Genomic DNA, 16,711 nt, shown 5'->3' with positions numbered 1-16,711 from the left:
ATCCGACGGCCTGGGACAAAGCCGCATGGGCCCTCACTTCCAGCTTTTGAGGGTCAATCCGAGGGCAAGGGCTACCACCAGGATGACGATGAGTGCAACCAGGAACCGTGTCACGAACAAACCGATGCTCGCGGCCGTGGTGATATGCAGATCGCGTTTGAACCATCGCACCTCAGCCTGACCATACCATGTAACGGCTGCCGCAAACAGGATGGCGCCTGTCGTGAGCCCCACCTGATGCGGGATAAGCATGAGATCGAGGCCAATGCCGGCCACCAGGACAAAGAGCGCTGCGACATAGCACTGACCATAAAACGGCGGCCGCAGTGTTTCCCGCGTCAACCTTATATTCTTGCGTCTGACCAGCGTCACGGCCATCACCAGAGGCAGCACGCTAAAGATCACGCCGCGTGCAATCAGCAGATTGGCGGTTGACGACAGAATCGGCGGCAGCGTGGAATCGTCATAGAGTGAAGGGATCGCGTGGGATATGGACTGGGCCAGCAACAGCGTCAGAAGCAGGAAAAGTGGCGGGCTCAGCATATCGTCATACTGGTCCTGCGGCTTGTCCGCCAGTTCCTCATCGGCATAGCGCATCATGTAAAGCGGGTTGACGAGAGAACGCCAGATCGTCAGCGGATAGAAGATCAGCCAGGACACGACCTCGTAAAGAAGCTCTTCAAGAGACTTCAACAGTTTCATGAAATCCATGCTTTTCCTCCGGTCTCCCGCTACGGCTGTAGCGCACATTCTCACGATAGCTTGCCCGCACGAGAGAATCATTCCGCCACGAAAAAGCCCGCGAAAATTTCGCGGGCCTTGATGTCAGGAAAGGTCTGAACCGGCGTCTTAGCGCTTGGAAACCGGCACGTAATCGCGCTGGGCAGCGCCCGTGTAAAGCTGGCGCGGACGGCCGATGCGCTGCTGCGGATCTTCGATCATTTCGGCCCACTGGGCAATCCAGCCGACGGTGCGGGCAAGCGCGAAGAGAACCGTGAACATGGTGGTGGGGAAGCCCATCGCCTTCAGCGTGATGCCCGAATAGAAGTCGATGTTCGGATAGAGCTTCTTTTCGATGAAGTAGCTGTCGGTGAGCGCGATCTTTTCCAGTTCCATGGCAACCTGCAGCAGCGGGTCGTCCTTGTGGCCAAGCTCGTTCAGCACTTCATGCGTGGTCTTCTGCATGATCTTGGCGCGCGGATCGTAATTCTTGTAGACGCGGTGACCAAAGCCCATCAGGCGGAACGGATCGTTCTTGTCCTTGGCGCGGGCGATGTATTCCGGGATACGGTCCGGCGTGCCGATTTCCATCAGCATGTTGAGAGCCGCTTCGTTGGCGCCGCCGTGAGCCGGGCCCCAGAGGCAGGCAATGCCGGCCGCGATGCAGGCGAACGGATTGGCACCGGAGGAACCGGCCAGACGCACCGTGGAGGTGGACGCGTTCTGCTCGTGATCAGCATGCAGGATGAAGATGCGGTCCATGGCGCGCGCCAGAACCGGGTTCACCTTGTACTCTTCACACGGCACGGCAAAACACATGCGCAGGAAGTTCGATGCGTAATCGAGATTGTTCTGCGGATACACGAAGGGCTGGCCGATGTGGTACTTGTAGGCCATTGCCGCGATCGTCGGCATCTTGGCGATCATGCGCAGCGAGGCGACCATGCGCTGGTGCGGATCGGTGATGTCGGTCGAGTCGTGATAGAAGGCCGACAGCGCGCCGACCGTGCCGACCATGACGGCCATCGGATGGGCATCGCGGCGGAAGCCGGTAAAGAAGCGGCTCATCTGCTCGTGCACCATGGTATGGTGCGTGACGCGATGATCGAAATCCTTCTTCTGGGCTGCTGTCGGCAGTTCGCCGTACAGCAGAAGATAGCAGGTTTCCAGGAAGTCGCCGTGTTCGGCGAGTTGCTCGATCGGGTAACCACGATGCAAGAGAATGCCTTCGTCGCCGTCGATGAAGGTGATCTTGGATTCGCAGGATGCGGTCGAGGTGAAACCCGGGTCGTAGGTGAAGGCACCGGTGTTCTTGTAGAGTGCGCCGATGTCGATCACGTCCGGCCCGATCGTTCCCTTCTTGACCTGAAGGTCGACCGTTTTATCTCCCAATCCCAGATGTGCGCTTGTGTCCGTCATACTGATCCTCCGATGGGCGGAATGGCGCAAAACGCGCCAGATGAGTGAAGCCTCTGAAAGTAGCTATATGATCTAAAGCGTGCTGCCAAGCGCTTGGCGCGGGTAATTGTGCAGCGCGAAAACCAACGGCATACGACAGCTTCGCGGCCAGGCAAGACCACATTCCGGCAGCGGGCCGGCAGCAGGCTCGATTAAATCGATCCAATCAGGGCGGGCGGTCAATCGCGGCCGAAAGCTGCGATTGACCGGGCGAGTTAAACAGGTGCAGGTTGTGTTTCGGTTAAGGTGGATGACCCGATTTCCGAGGAGGCGCGGTGGCGCAGGCGGACATCCCGGCAGGCGAATCGGTGCGCGAGACGATGGCGTTTTCGCGCAGTCTCCGGCTGCCCGTGAGAGCCTTCGAATCCCTTCCTCTCCCGTCCATTCAACACAACCGGGATCTCGACGCGACGGTTCTAGACGCACGCGAAAGTGATCGCGCGCCCTGGCCTGCGAAGGTGGCGGCATGGTGCGCGGAAGAGGAGGCGCATGGGCGCGCCTTCCTGTTTCTCCCGGTGTTTCTGGGGCTTGGCGCCATCCTCTGGCTGACGTCTCCCACGACGCCATCCACCGTTCCCGCCTTCTGCGCCCTGCCGCTGATCCTTGCTGCTGTCTTGCTGGCAAGGGCGGGCCGGCGGGTCATGTCCTGCTGGCTGCTGGTTCCAGGGTTGATCTGTGCGGGTGCGGCCCTTGCCGAGATCGAAAGCCTGCGCAACTCGACCATCCTCCTTGACGCGCCCATGACCACACAGATCGAAGGCATCGTCGAAAAACGCGAGGCGGCCGCCAGCGGGCGCTGGCGCTATACGGTGCGCCTCGTCTCCACTGCCGCGCCGGTGATTGCCCGCCCGCCGGAGCGCGCGGTGATCCTCTCCCGCGCTGCACACAGACCGTTCGAGACCGGTGACCGCATCGCCGGCAAGGTGCGGCTGTCGCCCCCCTCGGGCCCCGCCCTTCCGGGGCTTGCCGATTTCGCCTTCTCTGCCTATTTTCAAGGCACCGGCGCCGTGGGCTATTTCTATGGCCCGCCGCAGAGGCTTGGAAGCGACATCACGCAAAGCTGGACGACCACCCTCATCGGCAAGCTGTTTGAGCTGCGCAGCGACATCGGCACTCGCATTCGCGCGCTCGTGCCCGGAGACGCCGGTGCGTTTGCCGCAGCCATCGTGACCGACGAGCGCCGCGCCATCTCCGACAAGACCGTCGAGGCGCTGCGGGTGGCGGGCCTCGCGCATATCATTGCCATATCCGGGCTCAACATGGCGCTTGCCGCCGGTATCTTCTTTGTCGGCGCGCGACTGCTGCTCAGCGCATTTTCCGGTCTTGCCCAGGAGGTGGCGATCAAGAAGATCGCCGCCCTTGGCGCAATCGCCATGGTGACGGCCTATTACCTCATCTCCGGCTTTGGCGTGTCGGCCGAACGCGCCTATGTGATGATGGTGATCATGCTGGCCTCCGTGCTGTTCGACCGTCCGTCGATCAGCCTGCACAATGTGGCGCTTTCGGCCGTGGTGATTCTGGTGCTGACACCTTCGGCGGTGCTTGGCCCGAGTTTCCAGATGTCGTTTTCCGCAACAGTCGCGCTGGTGGCGGGCTACGCCGCCTGGTCACGTTTCCGGGGCGACCAGCACAATCCGCTCACCGCCCGCCGGCCGCCGGTGCTTGCCGTCACCGCTGCCGTATCGGGCATGGTGGCAGGGGTGGTGATGACGTCGCTCATCGGATCGCTCTCCACCTCGATCTACTCGATCTCCCATTTCCATCGCATCGCAACCTACGGCCTTGCCGGCAACCTCGCGGCCATGCCGGTGATCTCGCTGATCGTCATGCCGGCCGGCATGCTGGGCATGCTGATGATGCCGTTCGGACTGGAGGCTCCGTTCATCAAGATCATGGGCTATGGCGTGCAGCTGGTCATTGCCATTGCAGAAACGGTGGCGGGCTGGGGCGGCGATGCGGCTGTCGGGCGCCAGAGCGTCTGGCTGCTTCCTCTTGCGTCGATTGGCTTTCTCCTCCTCGTTCTCCTGCGCACCCGATTGAAGCTGGTCGGTGCGGCGATTATGGCCGTAGCACTGACCGTCTCTTTCTGGCCCAGAGGTGCAGCGCGTCCCGACCTCCTGGTGTCCGACGATGCGACCCTCGTGGCCCTCGTCGAGGAGAATGAGGCGGCCGTCAGCCGCCGCACGCCACCCGAATTCATCTATCGCCAGTGGCAAAATGCCTTGATGATCGACAAGACCCTGCATCCCATCATGGCGAAATCCACCGCCGGACTGTTCCCGGCATCATCCGACCTATCCCCTAAGCCACCGATGCGGCCGCTTGCAGGCCCGAAAGGCAGCCCACCGAAAGCATCGGCCGAGGACCGTGAAGACCGAACGCCCGCAGCCGGCGCCATCGACCTGCTCGCCGAAGACATCCCGCCGCCGGAACCGCCGGCGCGCGACGGCCGTGCGCCAGACAATATCGACAATCCAGACAATCAAGCGCGGGCGCTCAGCACGCAGGAACGGCGCGAGGCGGCAGTGGCGATGGCCGATGCATTCCGCACCGCGCCGGCTGGCCGATTCGCCTGCCTCGCCCGGGTCGGCTGCTTTGCCCGCTCCGCGGAAAAGATCCGCATTGCGGTGATCGAGGATGCCCGCTATGCCGGAACCGCCTGCGACACCTCCGACATCGTCATTGCCGCCCGCGCCCGTTTCGAAACCTGCCGCTCCGGCGCGCTGATGCTGACGGAAAAGACGCTCCGCAAGACGGGTGCCCTGGAAATCCGCTTTGCGCAGAGCGCCACGCGCGCCAACTGGACGGCAACAGCCGCCAATGTCGGCCATTCACGCCCGTGGAGCCTGCACCGCAGCTACGACTGGAAGACGCGCCGTTTCGACGACACGCTCCCGCAACCAGTCTCCGCCCTGCTTAATGGTAGCGACGGATAAGACCGACCAGCTTGCCCTGGATCTTGACCCGGTCTGGACCAAAAATACGGGTCTCATAGGCAGGGTTTGCCGCCTCAAGCGCAATCGAGGCACCCTTGCGACGAAACCGCTTCAGCGTGGCTTCCTCGTCATCGACCAGCGCCACGACGATGTCGCCGGGCGTTGCCGTACTGCCGTTGCGGATGATGACGGTATCGCCGTCGAGAATGCCTGCCTCGATCATCGAATCGCCCTTGACCTCCAGCGCGTAATGTTCGCCGGTGCCCAGCATTTCGATCGGCACGCTGATGGCATGCGTATTGTTCTGGATGGCCGAGATCGGCACGCCGGCTGCGATGCGCCCCATGACGGGAACGGTGGCAGAACCGCTATACTCTTCCACCGGCGGCGCGGGCGGGGCAGGGCGCGCGGCCGGCGTCTTGCCAAGGCTGCCTTCGATGACGCTCGGCGAAAAGCCGCGACGCGGCTGGGCCGGCGGTACATAGGATTCCGGCAGCTTGATCACCTCGAGCGCCCGCGCCCGGTTCGGCAACCGCCGAATGAAGCCACGCTCCTCAAGCGCCGTGATCAGCCGGTGAATGCCCGATTTCGAGGCGAGATCGAGCGCATCCTTCATCTCGTCGAAGGAGGGGGGCACGCCCGCTTCCTTCATTCGTTCGTGAATGAACAGGAGCAGTTCCTGCTGTTTGCGTGTGAGCATGAAGACAACCTCGAAGGGAAACAAATCCAGAACGAACACTATATGTTCCACATGTGTTCCGCAAGCCCTGAAAAGTCGGTGAAAACGCAGTCTGGGCGCGGTTTGTCGCAGCATGCAGCGAGCGCTAAGCTCGCCTCGATCTATCCGGAGAGAATCATGCCGCGTCTTATCGATCATCTTGTCCTGCCGGTCTCCTCGCTTGTCATCGCCCGCGCGCGGCTGGAGCGACTGGGCTTCACCGTGGCCCCCGATGCCGTCCACCCGTTCGGCACGCAGAACGCCTGCGTCTTTCTGGCGGACGGCACCTATCTCGAGCCACTGTCCGTCGCAGATCCGGTCAAGGCAGCGGAAGCAGCTGCGCAGGGCAACGAGTTTACCCGACGCGACCGCATCTTCCGCGACGCGGTGGGCGAGGACGGGTTCTCCGCCCTGGTGGTATCGTCACAGGATGCCGTGGCCGACCGCGCGCGGTTTGCACCGGCGGGCATCGACGGCGGCGATCTGCTCGAGTTTTCCCGCGGCGCGCGCACGGCAGACGGACGGGACGTGGTCGCAAGTTTTCGCCTTGCCTTTGCCGAAACGGCGTCGAAAGCCTTCTTCCTGTTTGCCTGCGAGCGGCTGAACCCGCTGCCGGCAGACCGGGCGCATCTGGAGCGGCATGCCAACGCCGTACTTGGCCTTCGCGGCCTGCTGCTCGTCGCCGAGCGGCCGAAGGCCGTGCAAGCCGTTCTGGAAACCATAATGGATGCAGCGGCACGACCGGCCGAGCGTGGTTTCCGGATCGAGGCCCAGAACGGCTTTGTGTCTGTCGAGCAGCCTCGGGCCGTCGAAGTGCATCTGGGCAGCGCGGCCGCTTATGTCGCGGGCACGACGGAGGTCGCAGAGCCTCTGCAGGGCGCTGCTCTCATCTTTGCCACGGGGGATCTTGCCGTGACAGCGCAATGGCTTGCTGATAAGGACGTGGCTTTCGAGAAGAGTGGCACGCGCATTGTCGTTGCCGCAGCCCCCGGTCAGGGTGCTGCCTTCGTATTTGAGGAGTGATCATGGCCGTCACAGCCAATCCAGAGGTTTCCGTCGGCGAGGGCTCGGCCCGCGTCGTATTTTCCAACACCGGCCACCTGTCGCTGATTGCCGGTCCCTGCCAGATGGAAAGCCGCGATCACGCCTTCATGATGGCCGGCGCCATCAAGGAGATCTGCGACGAACTGGGCCTCGGCCTTGTCTACAAATCCTCGTTCGACAAGGCCAATCGCACGTCGATTGCCGGCAAGCGCGGCATCGGCCTTGATGCCGCCATGGAGATTTTCGCCGACCTCAAGAAGGAATACGGCTTTCCGGTGCTGACGGACATCCACACCGAAGAACAGTGCGCGGTGGTTGCCGAGACGGTGGATATTCTCCAGATCCCGGCATTTCTGTGCCGCCAGACCGATCTTCTGGTGGCTGCGGCCAAGACGGGGCGCGTGGTGAATGTCAAGAAGGGCCAGTTCCTGGCGCCCTGGGACATGAAGAACGTACTGGCGAAGTTCACCGAAAGCGGCAACCCGAATGTGCTGTTGTGCGAACGCGGTGCCTCCTTCGGCTATAACACGCTGGTCTCCGACATGCGCTCGCTGCCCATCATGGCATCGCTCGGCGCACCGGTCATCTTCGATGCGACGCATTCGGTGCAGCAGCCGGGCGGGCAGGGCGGCTCGACCGGCGGTCAGCGCGAATTCGTCGAAACGCTGGCGCGGGCAGCCGTTGCGGTCGGCGTCGCCGGCGTTTTCATTGAAACCCACGAAGATCCGGACAATGCCCCGTCGGATGGACCCAACATGGTGCACCTGAAGAACCTGAAGGGGCTTCTGGAAAAGCTTCTCGCTCTCGACGCCGTTGCCAAATCCTGACGGATGAGACGGGGCGGCCCGATGCTCGCCCCGTCAACAATTCGCTCTTGTCCGGCCACCTCTGCCCTAAGAGGCCATCCGGCTGCGGCCTGTCTGCCTCTGGCCACCGACGTTGAAGCGGGCGAGATGCTGGCCAAGCCGTGCGGTGTGGCGATTGAGGTCCCCGCAGGCGGCACTGGTTTCTTCCGCCATCGCGGCGTTCTGCTGCGTCACTTGGTCCATCCGGTTGACCGCTTCACTGACTTCAGCGAGCGCATGCGCCTGTTCGCCGGCTGCCGAAACAATGTTGCCGATGAGGTCGTTGACCGACTGGATCTGCTGCTCGATGTCGCCCAGGGACTGGCCGGTGCGGTGCACCAGAGCCACCCCGGCATCCACCTGTTTTGACGAAGTATCGATCAACTGGCGGATTTCCCGGGAAGCGCCGGCGGAACGGCCGGCCAGTTCGCGCACTTCCTGCGCTACCACGGCAAAGCCCTTGCCCGCTTCCCCGGCGCGCGCTGCCTCGACACCGGCATTCAGCGCCAGAAGGTTGGTCTGGAACGCGATCTCGTCGATCACGCTGATGATCTGGCGGATCTGGTTCGACGAATCTTCGATTCTTGCCATGGCATCGACGGCTTCCCGCACAACCAGATTGGAGTTTTCGGCGCTTGCACGGGTGCCGGACATGCGTTTGCTGGCTTCGCGCGCGCGGTCGGTCGTGGTGCGAACGGTGGTGGTAATTTCGGCAAGCGCCGATGCCGCCTGCTCCAGCGAGGAGGCCTGCGATTCGGTGCGCCTCGACAGGTCGTCGGTGCCATGGGCGATGCTGAGGGCGCCGGTTTCAACGGACCGCATGGCATCGCCGATTTCAATCATCGCGTCTTCAAGCGTTTGCAGGCTGCCGTTGAATTCCTGCCGCAGCTTTTCATAGTCGCTGGCAAAGGGAGTTGAGAGGCGGTTGGTGAGATCGCCGGTGGCCAGCCGCCCGAGGCCGCTGCTGAGCGCCGTGATCACGCCGGCGCGGGTGGCATCTTCCTCGGCGCGCCGGGCGTTTTGCTGGCGCTCGGCACTCAATCCGCGCTCTCGCTCCACCTCCTGCCGCTGGCGCGCGGCAATGCGCTCCTGGGCGTTGCCGCGAAAGACCGTTACGGCTGCCGCCATTTCGCCGATCTCATCGCCACGCCCATCATAGGGAACAGGTTTGGAATAATCGCCGCCGGCAAGGATGCTCATGTAATCCCGCATGCCGCGCAACGGCCGGATTGCGCGCCGGTGGAGGCCGATCAGGCCCGCCACCAGAAGGCCAAGTGCAGCCAGACCCGCGGCATATGAGGCCGCGTTCTGGGTGACGGTTTCCTCTGCGGCCTGCTTTTCAGTCGATGAAAGCCGCTCATTGGCTGCGGCCACCAGGGCATCCACCTCGGCGCGATGGACTTCGAACGCCGACTTCAGGCTGTTGACGGCGGCTCGGATCGCCGCCGGATCGCCGCCGGCAACGGCGCGCGCGTAGTCGTTATCGAGGATATTCCAGAATCTGTCGCCGCTGGGCTGCACTTTTTCAGCCAGCTGCTGCTTGAACTGCGTGCTAAGCGTCGATGCCGCCCAGAATGTCTTTCGCGCGTCATAGTCCTTGTGCAGCAGCGCGATCCGCTTCAGATTTTCCGCCGCAAGCTCCGGATGGTAGGCTCCTTCCGTTGCCAGAAGATAGGTCTCCACCAGAAACAGGGGTGGCGGCAGAATATCGGCGACGAGATCCTTGCCATGGATGATCTGCTCATAGACGGGACCGTTTACCCGCAGCCGGTCGAAAGCGGATTTCTGGATGCCGATGGCGGCGGAAACACCGGTACCGACCAGAAGGCCGAACAGGAGGAGGCTGCGCGAGATGGTGAGGGTCATGAAGGATCCGGTTGCAATAAGCGTGTCGACCATAGGCGCACACCTGGCCAGGCTGAGCCTATCAGCAACTATGCATAGGAGCCGTTACCAAATGACAAATGCCAAATTTACCGTTTGGCCCAACTTATTGGATTGACGCGGAAAAATGCAACTGGATCCGCCACCTCCACCCCGGCAGACAGCTCACGCGGCGCGCGCCGGCGAGGCACTGTCATACGCCTGCCATTGTATTTTCCGTCTCTTGGATTAAGACAGTCGGTGATTTCCACCGCACCAGAGCAGGAATAGCCAATGACAGCCATTACCGACATCATCGCCCGCGAAATCCTCGATAGCCGCGGCAACCCGACCGTCGAGGTCGATGTCCATCTCGAGGACGGCAGCATCGGCCGCGCGGCCGTTCCGTCGGGTGCGTCGACGGGCGCGCACGAAGCGGTTGAACTGCGCGACGGCGGCAAGCGCTATCACGGCAAGGGTGTCGAAAAGGCGGTCGAAGCCGTCAACAGCGAGATCTTCGATGCCATCGGCGGCCATGATGCGGAAAACCAGATCCTCATCGACACGCTGATGAGCGAGCTGGACGGCACGCCGAACAAGTCGCGCCTCGGCGCCAACGCCATCCTCGGCGTCTCGCTCGCCGTTGCCAAGGCCGCAGCCGAATCGGCTGGCCTGCCGCTGTTCCGTTATGTCGGCGGCCCGAATGCCCGCCTGCTGCCGGTGCCGATGATGAACATCATCAATGGCGGCGCCCATGCCGACAACCCGATCGATTTCCAGGAATTCATGATCATGCCGGTCGGTGCGGACAGCATTCGTGACGCCGTGCGCATGGGCTCCGAAGTTTTCCACGTTTTGAAGAAGGAACTGGCTGCCGGTGGTCACAACACGAACGTCGGCGACGAAGGCGGCTTTGCGCCTGGCCTGAAGAGCGCCCCGGAAGCGCTCGACTTCATCATGAAGTCGATCGAGAAGGCTGGCTATCGGCCGGGTGACGACATCCAGTTGGCGCTCGACTGCGCCTCGACGGAATTCTTCAAGGACGGAAAGTATGCGCTGGAAGGCGAGGGCCGCACGCTTGAGCCGGAAGCCATGGCCGAGTACCTCGCGGAACTGGCCGCCAAGTATCCGATCATCTCGATCGAAGACGGCATGGCGGAAGACGACTGGGACGGCTGGAAGTACCTCACCGACAAGATCGGTTCCAAGGTGCAGCTGGTCGGCGACGATCTGTTCGTGACCAACTCCGCGCGCCTGCGCGACGGCATCAAGATGGGCGTTGCCAACTCCATCCTCGTCAAGGTCAACCAGATCGGCTCGCTCACCGAAACGCTGGATGCCGTGGAAACCGCGCACAAGGCTGCCTACACCGCCGTCATGTCGCACCGCTCGGGCGAAACGGAAGATTCGACCATTGCCGATCTCGCCGTTGCCACCAATTGCGGGCAGATCAAGACCGGCTCGCTGTCGCGTTCGGACCGGATTGCCAAGTACAACCAGCTGATCCGCATCGAGGAACTGCTCGGACCGCAGGCGACCTTTGCCGGCCGTTCGGTGCTGAAGGCCTGATCCAACGGCTTTGACGCAGAAGACATGATCGTGGAACGGGCGGTGACCGGTGGGTTTGCCGCCCGTTTGCGTTTTACACGCTTGGCACCGGCTGGCGGCCGCATCTAAGACCCGCCAATATTTCCGACAGGGTGTCGCAAGTGGCCCGGGTTCAACGATTGATTAAGCAAGTTGTGCGAATGTGAGGTCCTGGTAATGCGTTTCAGGATCTTGCTCGCATGTGGACGAGACATCACAAGGAACGGAAATTCGGTCGTCTGGTGCTGCCCGTCATCACGATCGCCTTCCTCTCTTATTTCGGATATCATTCGGTGCATGGCGACCTCGGCCTGATCGCCACGGAAAAGTTCGAGAAGATGCGCGCCGAGCGCGCCGGCGAGCTGGCAAAGCTCACCACCAAGCGCAAGGGGCTGGAGCGGCAGGTCGAATTGCTGAGCGATGGCTCACTGGAAAAAGATATGCTCGATGAAACGGCGCGCTATCAGCTCAACGTGTCGCGCGCGGACGAAATCGTTGTGTTCAACAGCTACTTCTGAATTAACCGAAATCTGGTTAATCTTCCTTTTTCCTTGATTTTTCATGGCTTTATATATCATGTGAGCCATGCATTTATGGCATTGCTGGGGCGTGTTTTCTTGCCTATGTTGATGGCAACCAAACAAACACGCAGGGAGGTTAGTGCATGGCGCCCAAGCAAGTCGCGTCCGCGGCCGGTCGAAAGATGGCAGCGAAGCCTGCAAAGAGCAATGGCGGCGCAATCGCCGAGTTCGACAAGGCCGAGGAACTGAAGGCCTATCGGGAAATGCTCCTCATTCGCCGATTCGAGGAAAAGGCCGGCCAGCTCTACGGCATGGGCTTCATCGGCGGTTTCTGTCACCTCTACATCGGCCAGGAAGCTGTCGTCGTCGGCATGCAGATGGCGCTGAAGGATGGCGATCAGGTCATCACCGGTTATCGTGACCACGGTCATATGCTGGCCTGCGGCATGAGTGCACGCGGCGTCATGGCGGAACTTACCGGTCGTCGCGGCGGTCTTTCCAAGGGGAAGGGCGGCTCGATGCACATGTTCTCCAAGGAAAAGAATTTTTACGGCGGTCACGGCATCGTCGGTGCGCAGGTGTCGCTGGGCACCGGTCTCGGCTTTGCCAACAAGTATCGCGGCAATGACAATGTCTCGCTCGCCTATTTCGGCGATGGCGCGGCAAACCAGGGCCAGGTCTATGAAAGCTTCAACATGGCGCAGCTGTGGAAGCTTCCGGTCATCTACGTGATCGAGAACAACCGCTATGCCATGGGCACCGCCGTGTCGCGCGCCTCCGCCCAGACCGATTTCTCGCAGCGTGGCGCCTCCTTCGGCATTCCCGGCATCCAGGTGGATGGCATGGACGTGCGCGCCGTCAAGGCGGCAGCCGACGAGGCCGTCGAGCATTGCCGCTCCGGCAAGGGCCCCATCATCCTGGAAATGCTGACCTATCGCTATCGCGGTCACTCGATGTCCGACCCGGCGAAGTATCGCTCCAAGGATGAAGTGCAGAAGATGCGCTCCGAACATGACCCGATCGAGCAGGTGCGTCTGCGTCTGGTGGAAAAGGGCTGGGCCTCGGAAGACGAGTTGAAGGCCATCGATAAGGACGTCCGTGACGTCGTGGCCGACAGTGCCGATTTCGCCCAGGCCGATCCGGAGCCGGATGTATCCGAGCTTTACACCGACATCCTGCTGTAATTCGGGGAGGGAACCTCATGCCTATCAATATCCTGATGCCCGCCCTCTCTCCGACCATGGAAGAAGGCACGCTGTCCAAGTGGCTGAAAAACGAGGGCGACAAGGTCGTCTCCGGCGACGTGATCGCCGAAATTGAAACCGACAAGGCCACCATGGAAGTGGAAGCCGTCGACGAAGGCGTCATCGGCAAGCTGCTGATTTCCGCCGGCACCGAAAACGTCAAGGTCAACACGCCGATCGCCGTGCTGCTGCAGGACGGTGAAAGCGCCGATTCGATTGGGTCTTCGGCACCGAAGGCCGATGCCGACACGCCGGCCGCCACCTCTGACACTGCCGGCGGCAAGGCCCGCCAGTCGACGGAAGAGCCGACGGCCACCACGGATACCGCCAAGGTTCCGGCAGCCCCGAAGGTTGATGTTGCAAGCGACCCGGACATTCCGGCCGGCACCGAAATGGTGATGACGACGGTGCGCGAAGCACTGCGCGACGCCATGGCCGAAGAAATGCGCCGCGATGGCGATGTCTTCGTCATGGGCGAGGAAGTGGCCGAATACCAGGGCGCCTACAAGATCACGCAAGGCCTCCTGCAGGAATTTGGCCCCCGCCGCGTCGTCGACACGCCGATCACCGAGCATGGCTTTGCCGGAGTCGGCGTCGGCGCCGCCATGGCGGGCCTGAAGCCGATCGTCGAGTTCATGACCTTCAACTTCGCCATGCAGGCGATCGACCAGATCATCAACTCGGCAGCGAAGACGCTCTACATGTCCGGCGGCCAGATGGGCGCGCCGATGGTGTTCCGTGGTCCGAACGGTGCGGCCGCCCGCGTTGCCGCCCAGCACAGCCAGGATTACGCCGCCTGGTACAGCTCGATTCCGGGCCTCAAGGTCATCATGCCCTACACGGCAGCCGACGCGAAAGGCCTCCTGAAGGCCGCCATCCGCGATCCGAACCCGGTTGTCTTCCTCGAAAACGAAATCCTCTACGGCCAGTCCTTCGAAGTGCCGAAGCTCGATGATTTCGTTCTGCCGATCGGCAAGGCGCGCATTCACCGCGCCGGCAAGGACGTCACCATCGTCTCCTGGGGTATCGGCATGACCTATGCGGTCAAGGCTGTTGCCGAACTGGAACAGGCCGGCATCGACGTCGAACTGATCGACCTGCGCACCATCCGTCCGATGGACCTGCCGGCGATCATCGAATCGGTGAAGAAGACCGGCCGTCTGGTTACCATCGAGGAAGGCTATCCGCAGGCCTCCGTCGGCGATTTCATCGCCAACCGGGTGCAGCGCGAAGCCTTCGATTATCTCGATGCGCCGGTGCTGACGATTGCCGGCAAGGACGTGCCGATGCCTTACGCGGCCAATCTCGAAAAGCTGGCTCTGCCGAATGTCGGCGAAGTCGTTCAGGCCGTCAAAGCCGTCTGCTACAAATAAGGGAAGGGCGGAAAGATGCCAATCAACATCACGATGCCCGCCCTCTCTCCCACGATGGAAGAGGGCAACCTCGCCAAGTGGCTGGTCAAGGAGGGCGACACGGTGAAGTCCGGCGACGTCATCGCCGAGATCGAAACCGACAAGGCCACGATGGAAGTCGAAGCGGTCGATGAAGGCACTGTTGCCAAGATCGTCGTTGCCGCCGGCACCGAAGGCGTGAAGGTAAACGCGCTGATCGCCATTCTTGCCGCAGACGGCGAGGATGTGGCGACGGCTGCCGCCGGTGGCGGTTCTGCAGCACCGGCGCCGAAGGCGGAGGCTGCTCCGGCACCGAAGGCCGAGGCCGCAGCGCCCGCCGAAAAGGTGGAAGCTGCCCCGGCTGCTGCAAAGGCTGAAGCTGCACCCGCGTCATCCGGTGATCGCGTCTTCTCCTCGCCGCTCGCCCGCCGCGTTGCCAAGGAAGCCGGCGTCGATATTGCCAAGGTTTCCGGCTCCGGTCCGAAGGGCCGCGTCATCAAGGCCGACGTGGAAAAGGCTGTGGCCGGCGGTTCCGCCAAGGCAGCACCTTCTGCAGCACCGGCTGCTGCTCCGGCATCGGCTGCTGCGCCGACGCTTGCAAAGCCCGCTTCCGACGATGCCGTGCTCAAGCTGTTCGACCCGAGCTCCTACGAGCTTGTGCCGCATGACGGCATGCGCAAGACGATCGCCAAGCGCCTTGTCGAATCCAAGCAGACGATCCCGCATTTCTATGTGACGGTCGATTGCGAACTGGATGCGCTGCTGGCGCTGCGTGCGCAGCTCAACGATGCCGCCCCCCGCAAGGATGGCGCACCGGCCTACAAGCTCTCGGTCAACGACATGGTGATCAAGGCCATGGCGCTCGCGCTGCGCGACGTGCCGGATGCCAACGTCTCTTGGACGGAAGCCAACATGGTCAAGCACAAGCATGCCGATGTCGGCGTTGCCGTGTCGATCCCCGGCGGCCTGATCACCCCGATCATCCGCAAGGCCGAAACCAAGACCCTGTCTGCCATTTCGGCGGAGATGAAGGATCTCGGCAAGCGGGCCAAGGATCGTAAGCTGAAGCCGGAAGAGTATCAGGGCGGCACCACCGCCGTGTCCAACATGGGCATGATGGGCGTGAAGAACTTCGCAGCCGTCGTCAACCCGCCGCATGCCACCATCCTGGCCGTCGGCGCGGGTGAGGAGCGGGTCGTCGTCAAGAACGGCGAGATGAAGATCGCCAATGTCATGTCCGTGACGCTGTCGACCGACCATCGCTGCGTCGATGGCGCGCTCGGTGCCGAGCTGCTCGGTGCCTTCAAGCGCTACATCGAAAACCCGATGGGCATGCTGGTCTGACCCGGGAGCGGCCGATGCAAACCGTTCTCGCCTTCGGCGACAGCCTGACCTGGGGCTATGACCCGGACACACTGTCGCGCCACGCCTATGAGGACCGTTGGCCGAGCGTGCTCGAAAGCGCGCTCGGGCCGTCTGTCCGGGTGATATCCGAGGGCCTGAATGGGCGCACCACCGCCTATGACGATCATCTCGCCGATTGCGAGAGGAACGGCGCGAAACTTCTGCCGAGCCTTCTGGAGACGCATGCGCCTCTGGATCTCATCATCATCATGCTGGGCACCAATGATCTGAAGCGGGGGCCTGCCGGATCGGCCTTTGCGGCGGTGCGCGGCATGAAGCGGCTGGTCAATCTGGTCTACTACCATGTCTGGGGCAGCGATTTCGACGCACCGGACATCCTGCTCGTTTCGCCGCCGAAGATTTGCGAGACGGCCAATGTGCCGTTTGCCGCGATGTTTCGCGATTCTCTGGAAGAGTCCGCCATGCTGGCGAGCCTCTACCGCGATCTCGCCGACGAGATGGGCTGCAGCTTTTTCGATGCCGGATCGGTGTGCCAGACCACACCGCTCGATGGCATTCACCTCGATGCAGAAAATACCCGGGCGCTCGGACGGGGTCTGGAGCCGGTCGTGCGCATGATGCTGGGGCTTTGAGGCCCAGTCAGTTTGATCAGGGTCAAGGAGAGGAAAAGCCTGTGGTTGCACTATGACATCTCATCCCGAACGGAGGACATGTCATGTCGAACACACCCCATCACCTTGCGGAAGAATTTCCGGATCATCTGGTGCTGATGCGGCACTTGAGGGAGACGGACGGTCATTTCCACCGGCTTGCGGTGGAATATGAAGACATCAATCATCGCATTCATCGGGCCGAAACCGATATCGAGCCCAGCGATGATCTTTTCGTGGCAGAGCTGCGCAAGCAGCGCCTGGCATTGAAGGACGAACTGTACGGGATGTTGACGCTGGCCGAGCCGAGGCCCGAGACCATCGAGGTCTAGGCGGCTAAGGCAGCGCCCGCTCCCGGATAAAAGAACA

General features: G+C 62.1%; 14 protein-coding genes. 10 read left to right on the top strand and 4 right to left on the bottom strand.

What is annotated here, in order from left to right; translation table 11 throughout:
* Positions 1-33 precede the first annotated feature (33 nt).
* Together ACEXP3_RS20165 and gltA are read right to left on the bottom strand one after the other, a co-directional pair.
* Positions 34-711 carry a permease gene (locus tag ACEXP3_RS20165; protein ID WP_377298859.1) on the bottom strand — a complete coding sequence of 226 codons (678 nt, stop codon included), beginning with the start codon at positions 709-711 and terminating at the stop codon, positions 34-36.
* A 138-nt stretch (positions 712-849) separates the two neighbouring features.
* Complete coding sequence (gltA, locus tag ACEXP3_RS20160) at positions 850-2,139, bottom strand: citrate synthase (RefSeq protein ID WP_210104977.1); 1,290 nt, start codon at positions 2,137-2,139, stop codon at positions 850-852.
* A gap of 314 nt (positions 2,140-2,453) precedes the next feature.
* Here gltA and ACEXP3_RS20155 point away from each other — a divergent pair, with 314 nt between their 5' ends.
* Positions 2,454-5,114: a ComEC/Rec2 family competence protein gene (locus tag ACEXP3_RS20155; protein WP_377298857.1), complete on the top strand. Its 2,661-nt coding sequence runs from the start codon at positions 2,454-2,456 to the stop codon at positions 5,112-5,114.
* Here ACEXP3_RS20155 and lexA read toward each other — a convergent pair.
* Complete coding sequence (gene lexA / locus ACEXP3_RS20150) at positions 5,095-5,814, bottom strand: transcriptional repressor LexA (protein ID WP_210104979.1); 720 nt, start codon at positions 5,812-5,814, stop codon at positions 5,095-5,097. The genes ACEXP3_RS20155 and lexA overlap by 20 nt on opposite strands.
* Positions 5,815-5,970: 156 nt before the next feature.
* On the opposite strand from lexA, the gene ACEXP3_RS20145 reads away from it, so the two are divergent.
* Together ACEXP3_RS20145 and kdsA are read left to right on the top strand one after the other, a co-directional pair.
* On the top strand, positions 5,971-6,855 hold the full coding sequence (locus tag ACEXP3_RS20145) for a VOC family protein (protein ID WP_377298855.1): 885 nt from the start codon (positions 5,971-5,973) through the stop codon (positions 6,853-6,855).
* A gap of 2 nt (positions 6,856-6,857) precedes the next feature.
* Positions 6,858-7,703 (top strand): 3-deoxy-8-phosphooctulonate synthase, encoded by an 846-nt coding sequence (gene kdsA / locus ACEXP3_RS20140; protein WP_377298853.1) that lies wholly within the window; start codon positions 6,858-6,860, stop codon positions 7,701-7,703.
* Between the two features lie 66 nt (positions 7,704-7,769).
* Here the strand turns inward: kdsA and ACEXP3_RS20135 are convergent, their stop codons facing one another.
* Positions 7,770-9,620, bottom strand: a complete 1,851-nt coding sequence (locus ACEXP3_RS20135; RefSeq protein WP_377298851.1) for a methyl-accepting chemotaxis protein — start codon at positions 9,618-9,620, stop codon at positions 7,770-7,772.
* Positions 9,621-9,878: 258 nt separating this feature from the next.
* On the opposite strand from ACEXP3_RS20135, the gene eno reads away from it, so the two are divergent.
* From eno to ACEXP3_RS20100, 7 genes are all read left to right on the top strand, one after another.
* The gene (eno, locus tag ACEXP3_RS20130; protein WP_210104982.1) at positions 9,879-11,153 is read left to right on the top strand and encodes a phosphopyruvate hydratase; all 1,275 of its coding nucleotides are present in this window, start codon (positions 9,879-9,881) and stop codon (positions 11,151-11,153) included.
* A gap of 218 nt (positions 11,154-11,371) precedes the next feature.
* The gene (locus ACEXP3_RS20125; RefSeq protein WP_377298849.1) at positions 11,372-11,689 is read left to right on the top strand and encodes an FtsB family cell division protein; all 318 of its coding nucleotides are present in this window, start codon (positions 11,372-11,374) and stop codon (positions 11,687-11,689) included.
* Between the two features lie 185 nt (positions 11,690-11,874).
* Positions 11,875-12,876, top strand: coding sequence for a pyruvate dehydrogenase (acetyl-transferring) E1 component subunit alpha (gene pdhA / locus ACEXP3_RS20120; RefSeq protein ID WP_377298895.1), 1,002 nt, complete (start codon positions 11,875-11,877; stop codon positions 12,874-12,876).
* 17 nt (positions 12,877-12,893) lie between these two features.
* The gene (locus tag ACEXP3_RS20115; RefSeq protein WP_377298847.1) at positions 12,894-14,309 is read left to right on the top strand and encodes a pyruvate dehydrogenase complex E1 component subunit beta; all 1,416 of its coding nucleotides are present in this window, start codon (positions 12,894-12,896) and stop codon (positions 14,307-14,309) included.
* A 15-nt stretch (positions 14,310-14,324) separates the two neighbouring features.
* Entirely contained in the window at positions 14,325-15,671 is a 1,347-nt protein-coding gene (locus ACEXP3_RS20110) for a pyruvate dehydrogenase complex dihydrolipoamide acetyltransferase (protein ID WP_377298846.1), read from the top strand.
* A gap of 14 nt (positions 15,672-15,685) precedes the next feature.
* Positions 15,686-16,324, top strand: a complete 639-nt coding sequence (locus tag ACEXP3_RS20105) for an SGNH/GDSL hydrolase family protein (protein ID WP_377298844.1) — start codon at positions 15,686-15,688, stop codon at positions 16,322-16,324.
* Positions 16,325-16,407: 83 nt separating this feature from the next.
* Positions 16,408-16,674 (top strand): HP1242/YdcH family protein, encoded by a 267-nt coding sequence (locus ACEXP3_RS20100; RefSeq protein ID WP_377298843.1) that lies wholly within the window; start codon positions 16,408-16,410, stop codon positions 16,672-16,674.
* The last annotated feature ends 37 nt before the right edge of the window (positions 16,675-16,711 follow it).

Origin of the sequence: Neorhizobium fuzhouense, assembly GCF_042611105.1 — a bacterium.
In the GTDB taxonomy this organism is placed as follows: domain Bacteria; phylum Pseudomonadota; class Alphaproteobacteria; order Rhizobiales; family Rhizobiaceae; genus Neorhizobium; species Neorhizobium galegae_A.
The sequence above is the reverse complement of the archived record's forward strand: the minus strand, read 5'-3'. Positions and strand labels throughout refer to the sequence as shown.

Bases quoted from the DNA above. Each gene is read 5' to 3' on its own strand.
- ACEXP3_RS20100 (WP_377298843.1), top strand. From the start codon at position 16,408: ATGTCGAACACACCCCATCACCTTGCGGAAGAATTTCCGGATCATCTG.
- eno (WP_210104982.1), top strand. From the start codon at position 9,879: ATGACAGCCATTACCGACATCATCGCCCGCGAAATCCTCGATAGCCGC.
- kdsA (WP_377298853.1), top strand. From the start codon at position 6,858: ATGGCCGTCACAGCCAATCCAGAGGTTTCCGTCGGCGAGGGCTCGGCC.
- lexA (WP_210104979.1), bottom strand. From the start codon at position 5,814: ATGCTCACACGCAAACAGCAGGAACTGCTCCTGTTCATTCACGAACGA.
- ACEXP3_RS20105 (WP_377298844.1), top strand. From the start codon at position 15,686: ATGCAAACCGTTCTCGCCTTCGGCGACAGCCTGACCTGGGGCTATGAC.
- ACEXP3_RS20165 (WP_377298859.1), bottom strand. From the start codon at position 711: ATGGATTTCATGAAACTGTTGAAGTCTCTTGAAGAGCTTCTTTACGAG.
- ACEXP3_RS20145 (WP_377298855.1), top strand. From the start codon at position 5,971: ATGCCGCGTCTTATCGATCATCTTGTCCTGCCGGTCTCCTCGCTTGTC.
- ACEXP3_RS20115 (WP_377298847.1), top strand. From the start codon at position 12,894: ATGCCTATCAATATCCTGATGCCCGCCCTCTCTCCGACCATGGAAGAA.
- gltA (WP_210104977.1), bottom strand. From the start codon at position 2,139: ATGACGGACACAAGCGCACATCTGGGATTGGGAGATAAAACGGTCGAC.
- ACEXP3_RS20125 (WP_377298849.1), top strand. From the start codon at position 11,372: ATGTGGACGAGACATCACAAGGAACGGAAATTCGGTCGTCTGGTGCTG.
- ACEXP3_RS20135 (WP_377298851.1), bottom strand. From the start codon at position 9,620: ATGGTCGACACGCTTATTGCAACCGGATCCTTCATGACCCTCACCATC.
- pdhA (WP_377298895.1), top strand. From the start codon at position 11,875: ATGGCAGCGAAGCCTGCAAAGAGCAATGGCGGCGCAATCGCCGAGTTC.
- ACEXP3_RS20110 (WP_377298846.1), top strand. From the start codon at position 14,325: ATGCCAATCAACATCACGATGCCCGCCCTCTCTCCCACGATGGAAGAG.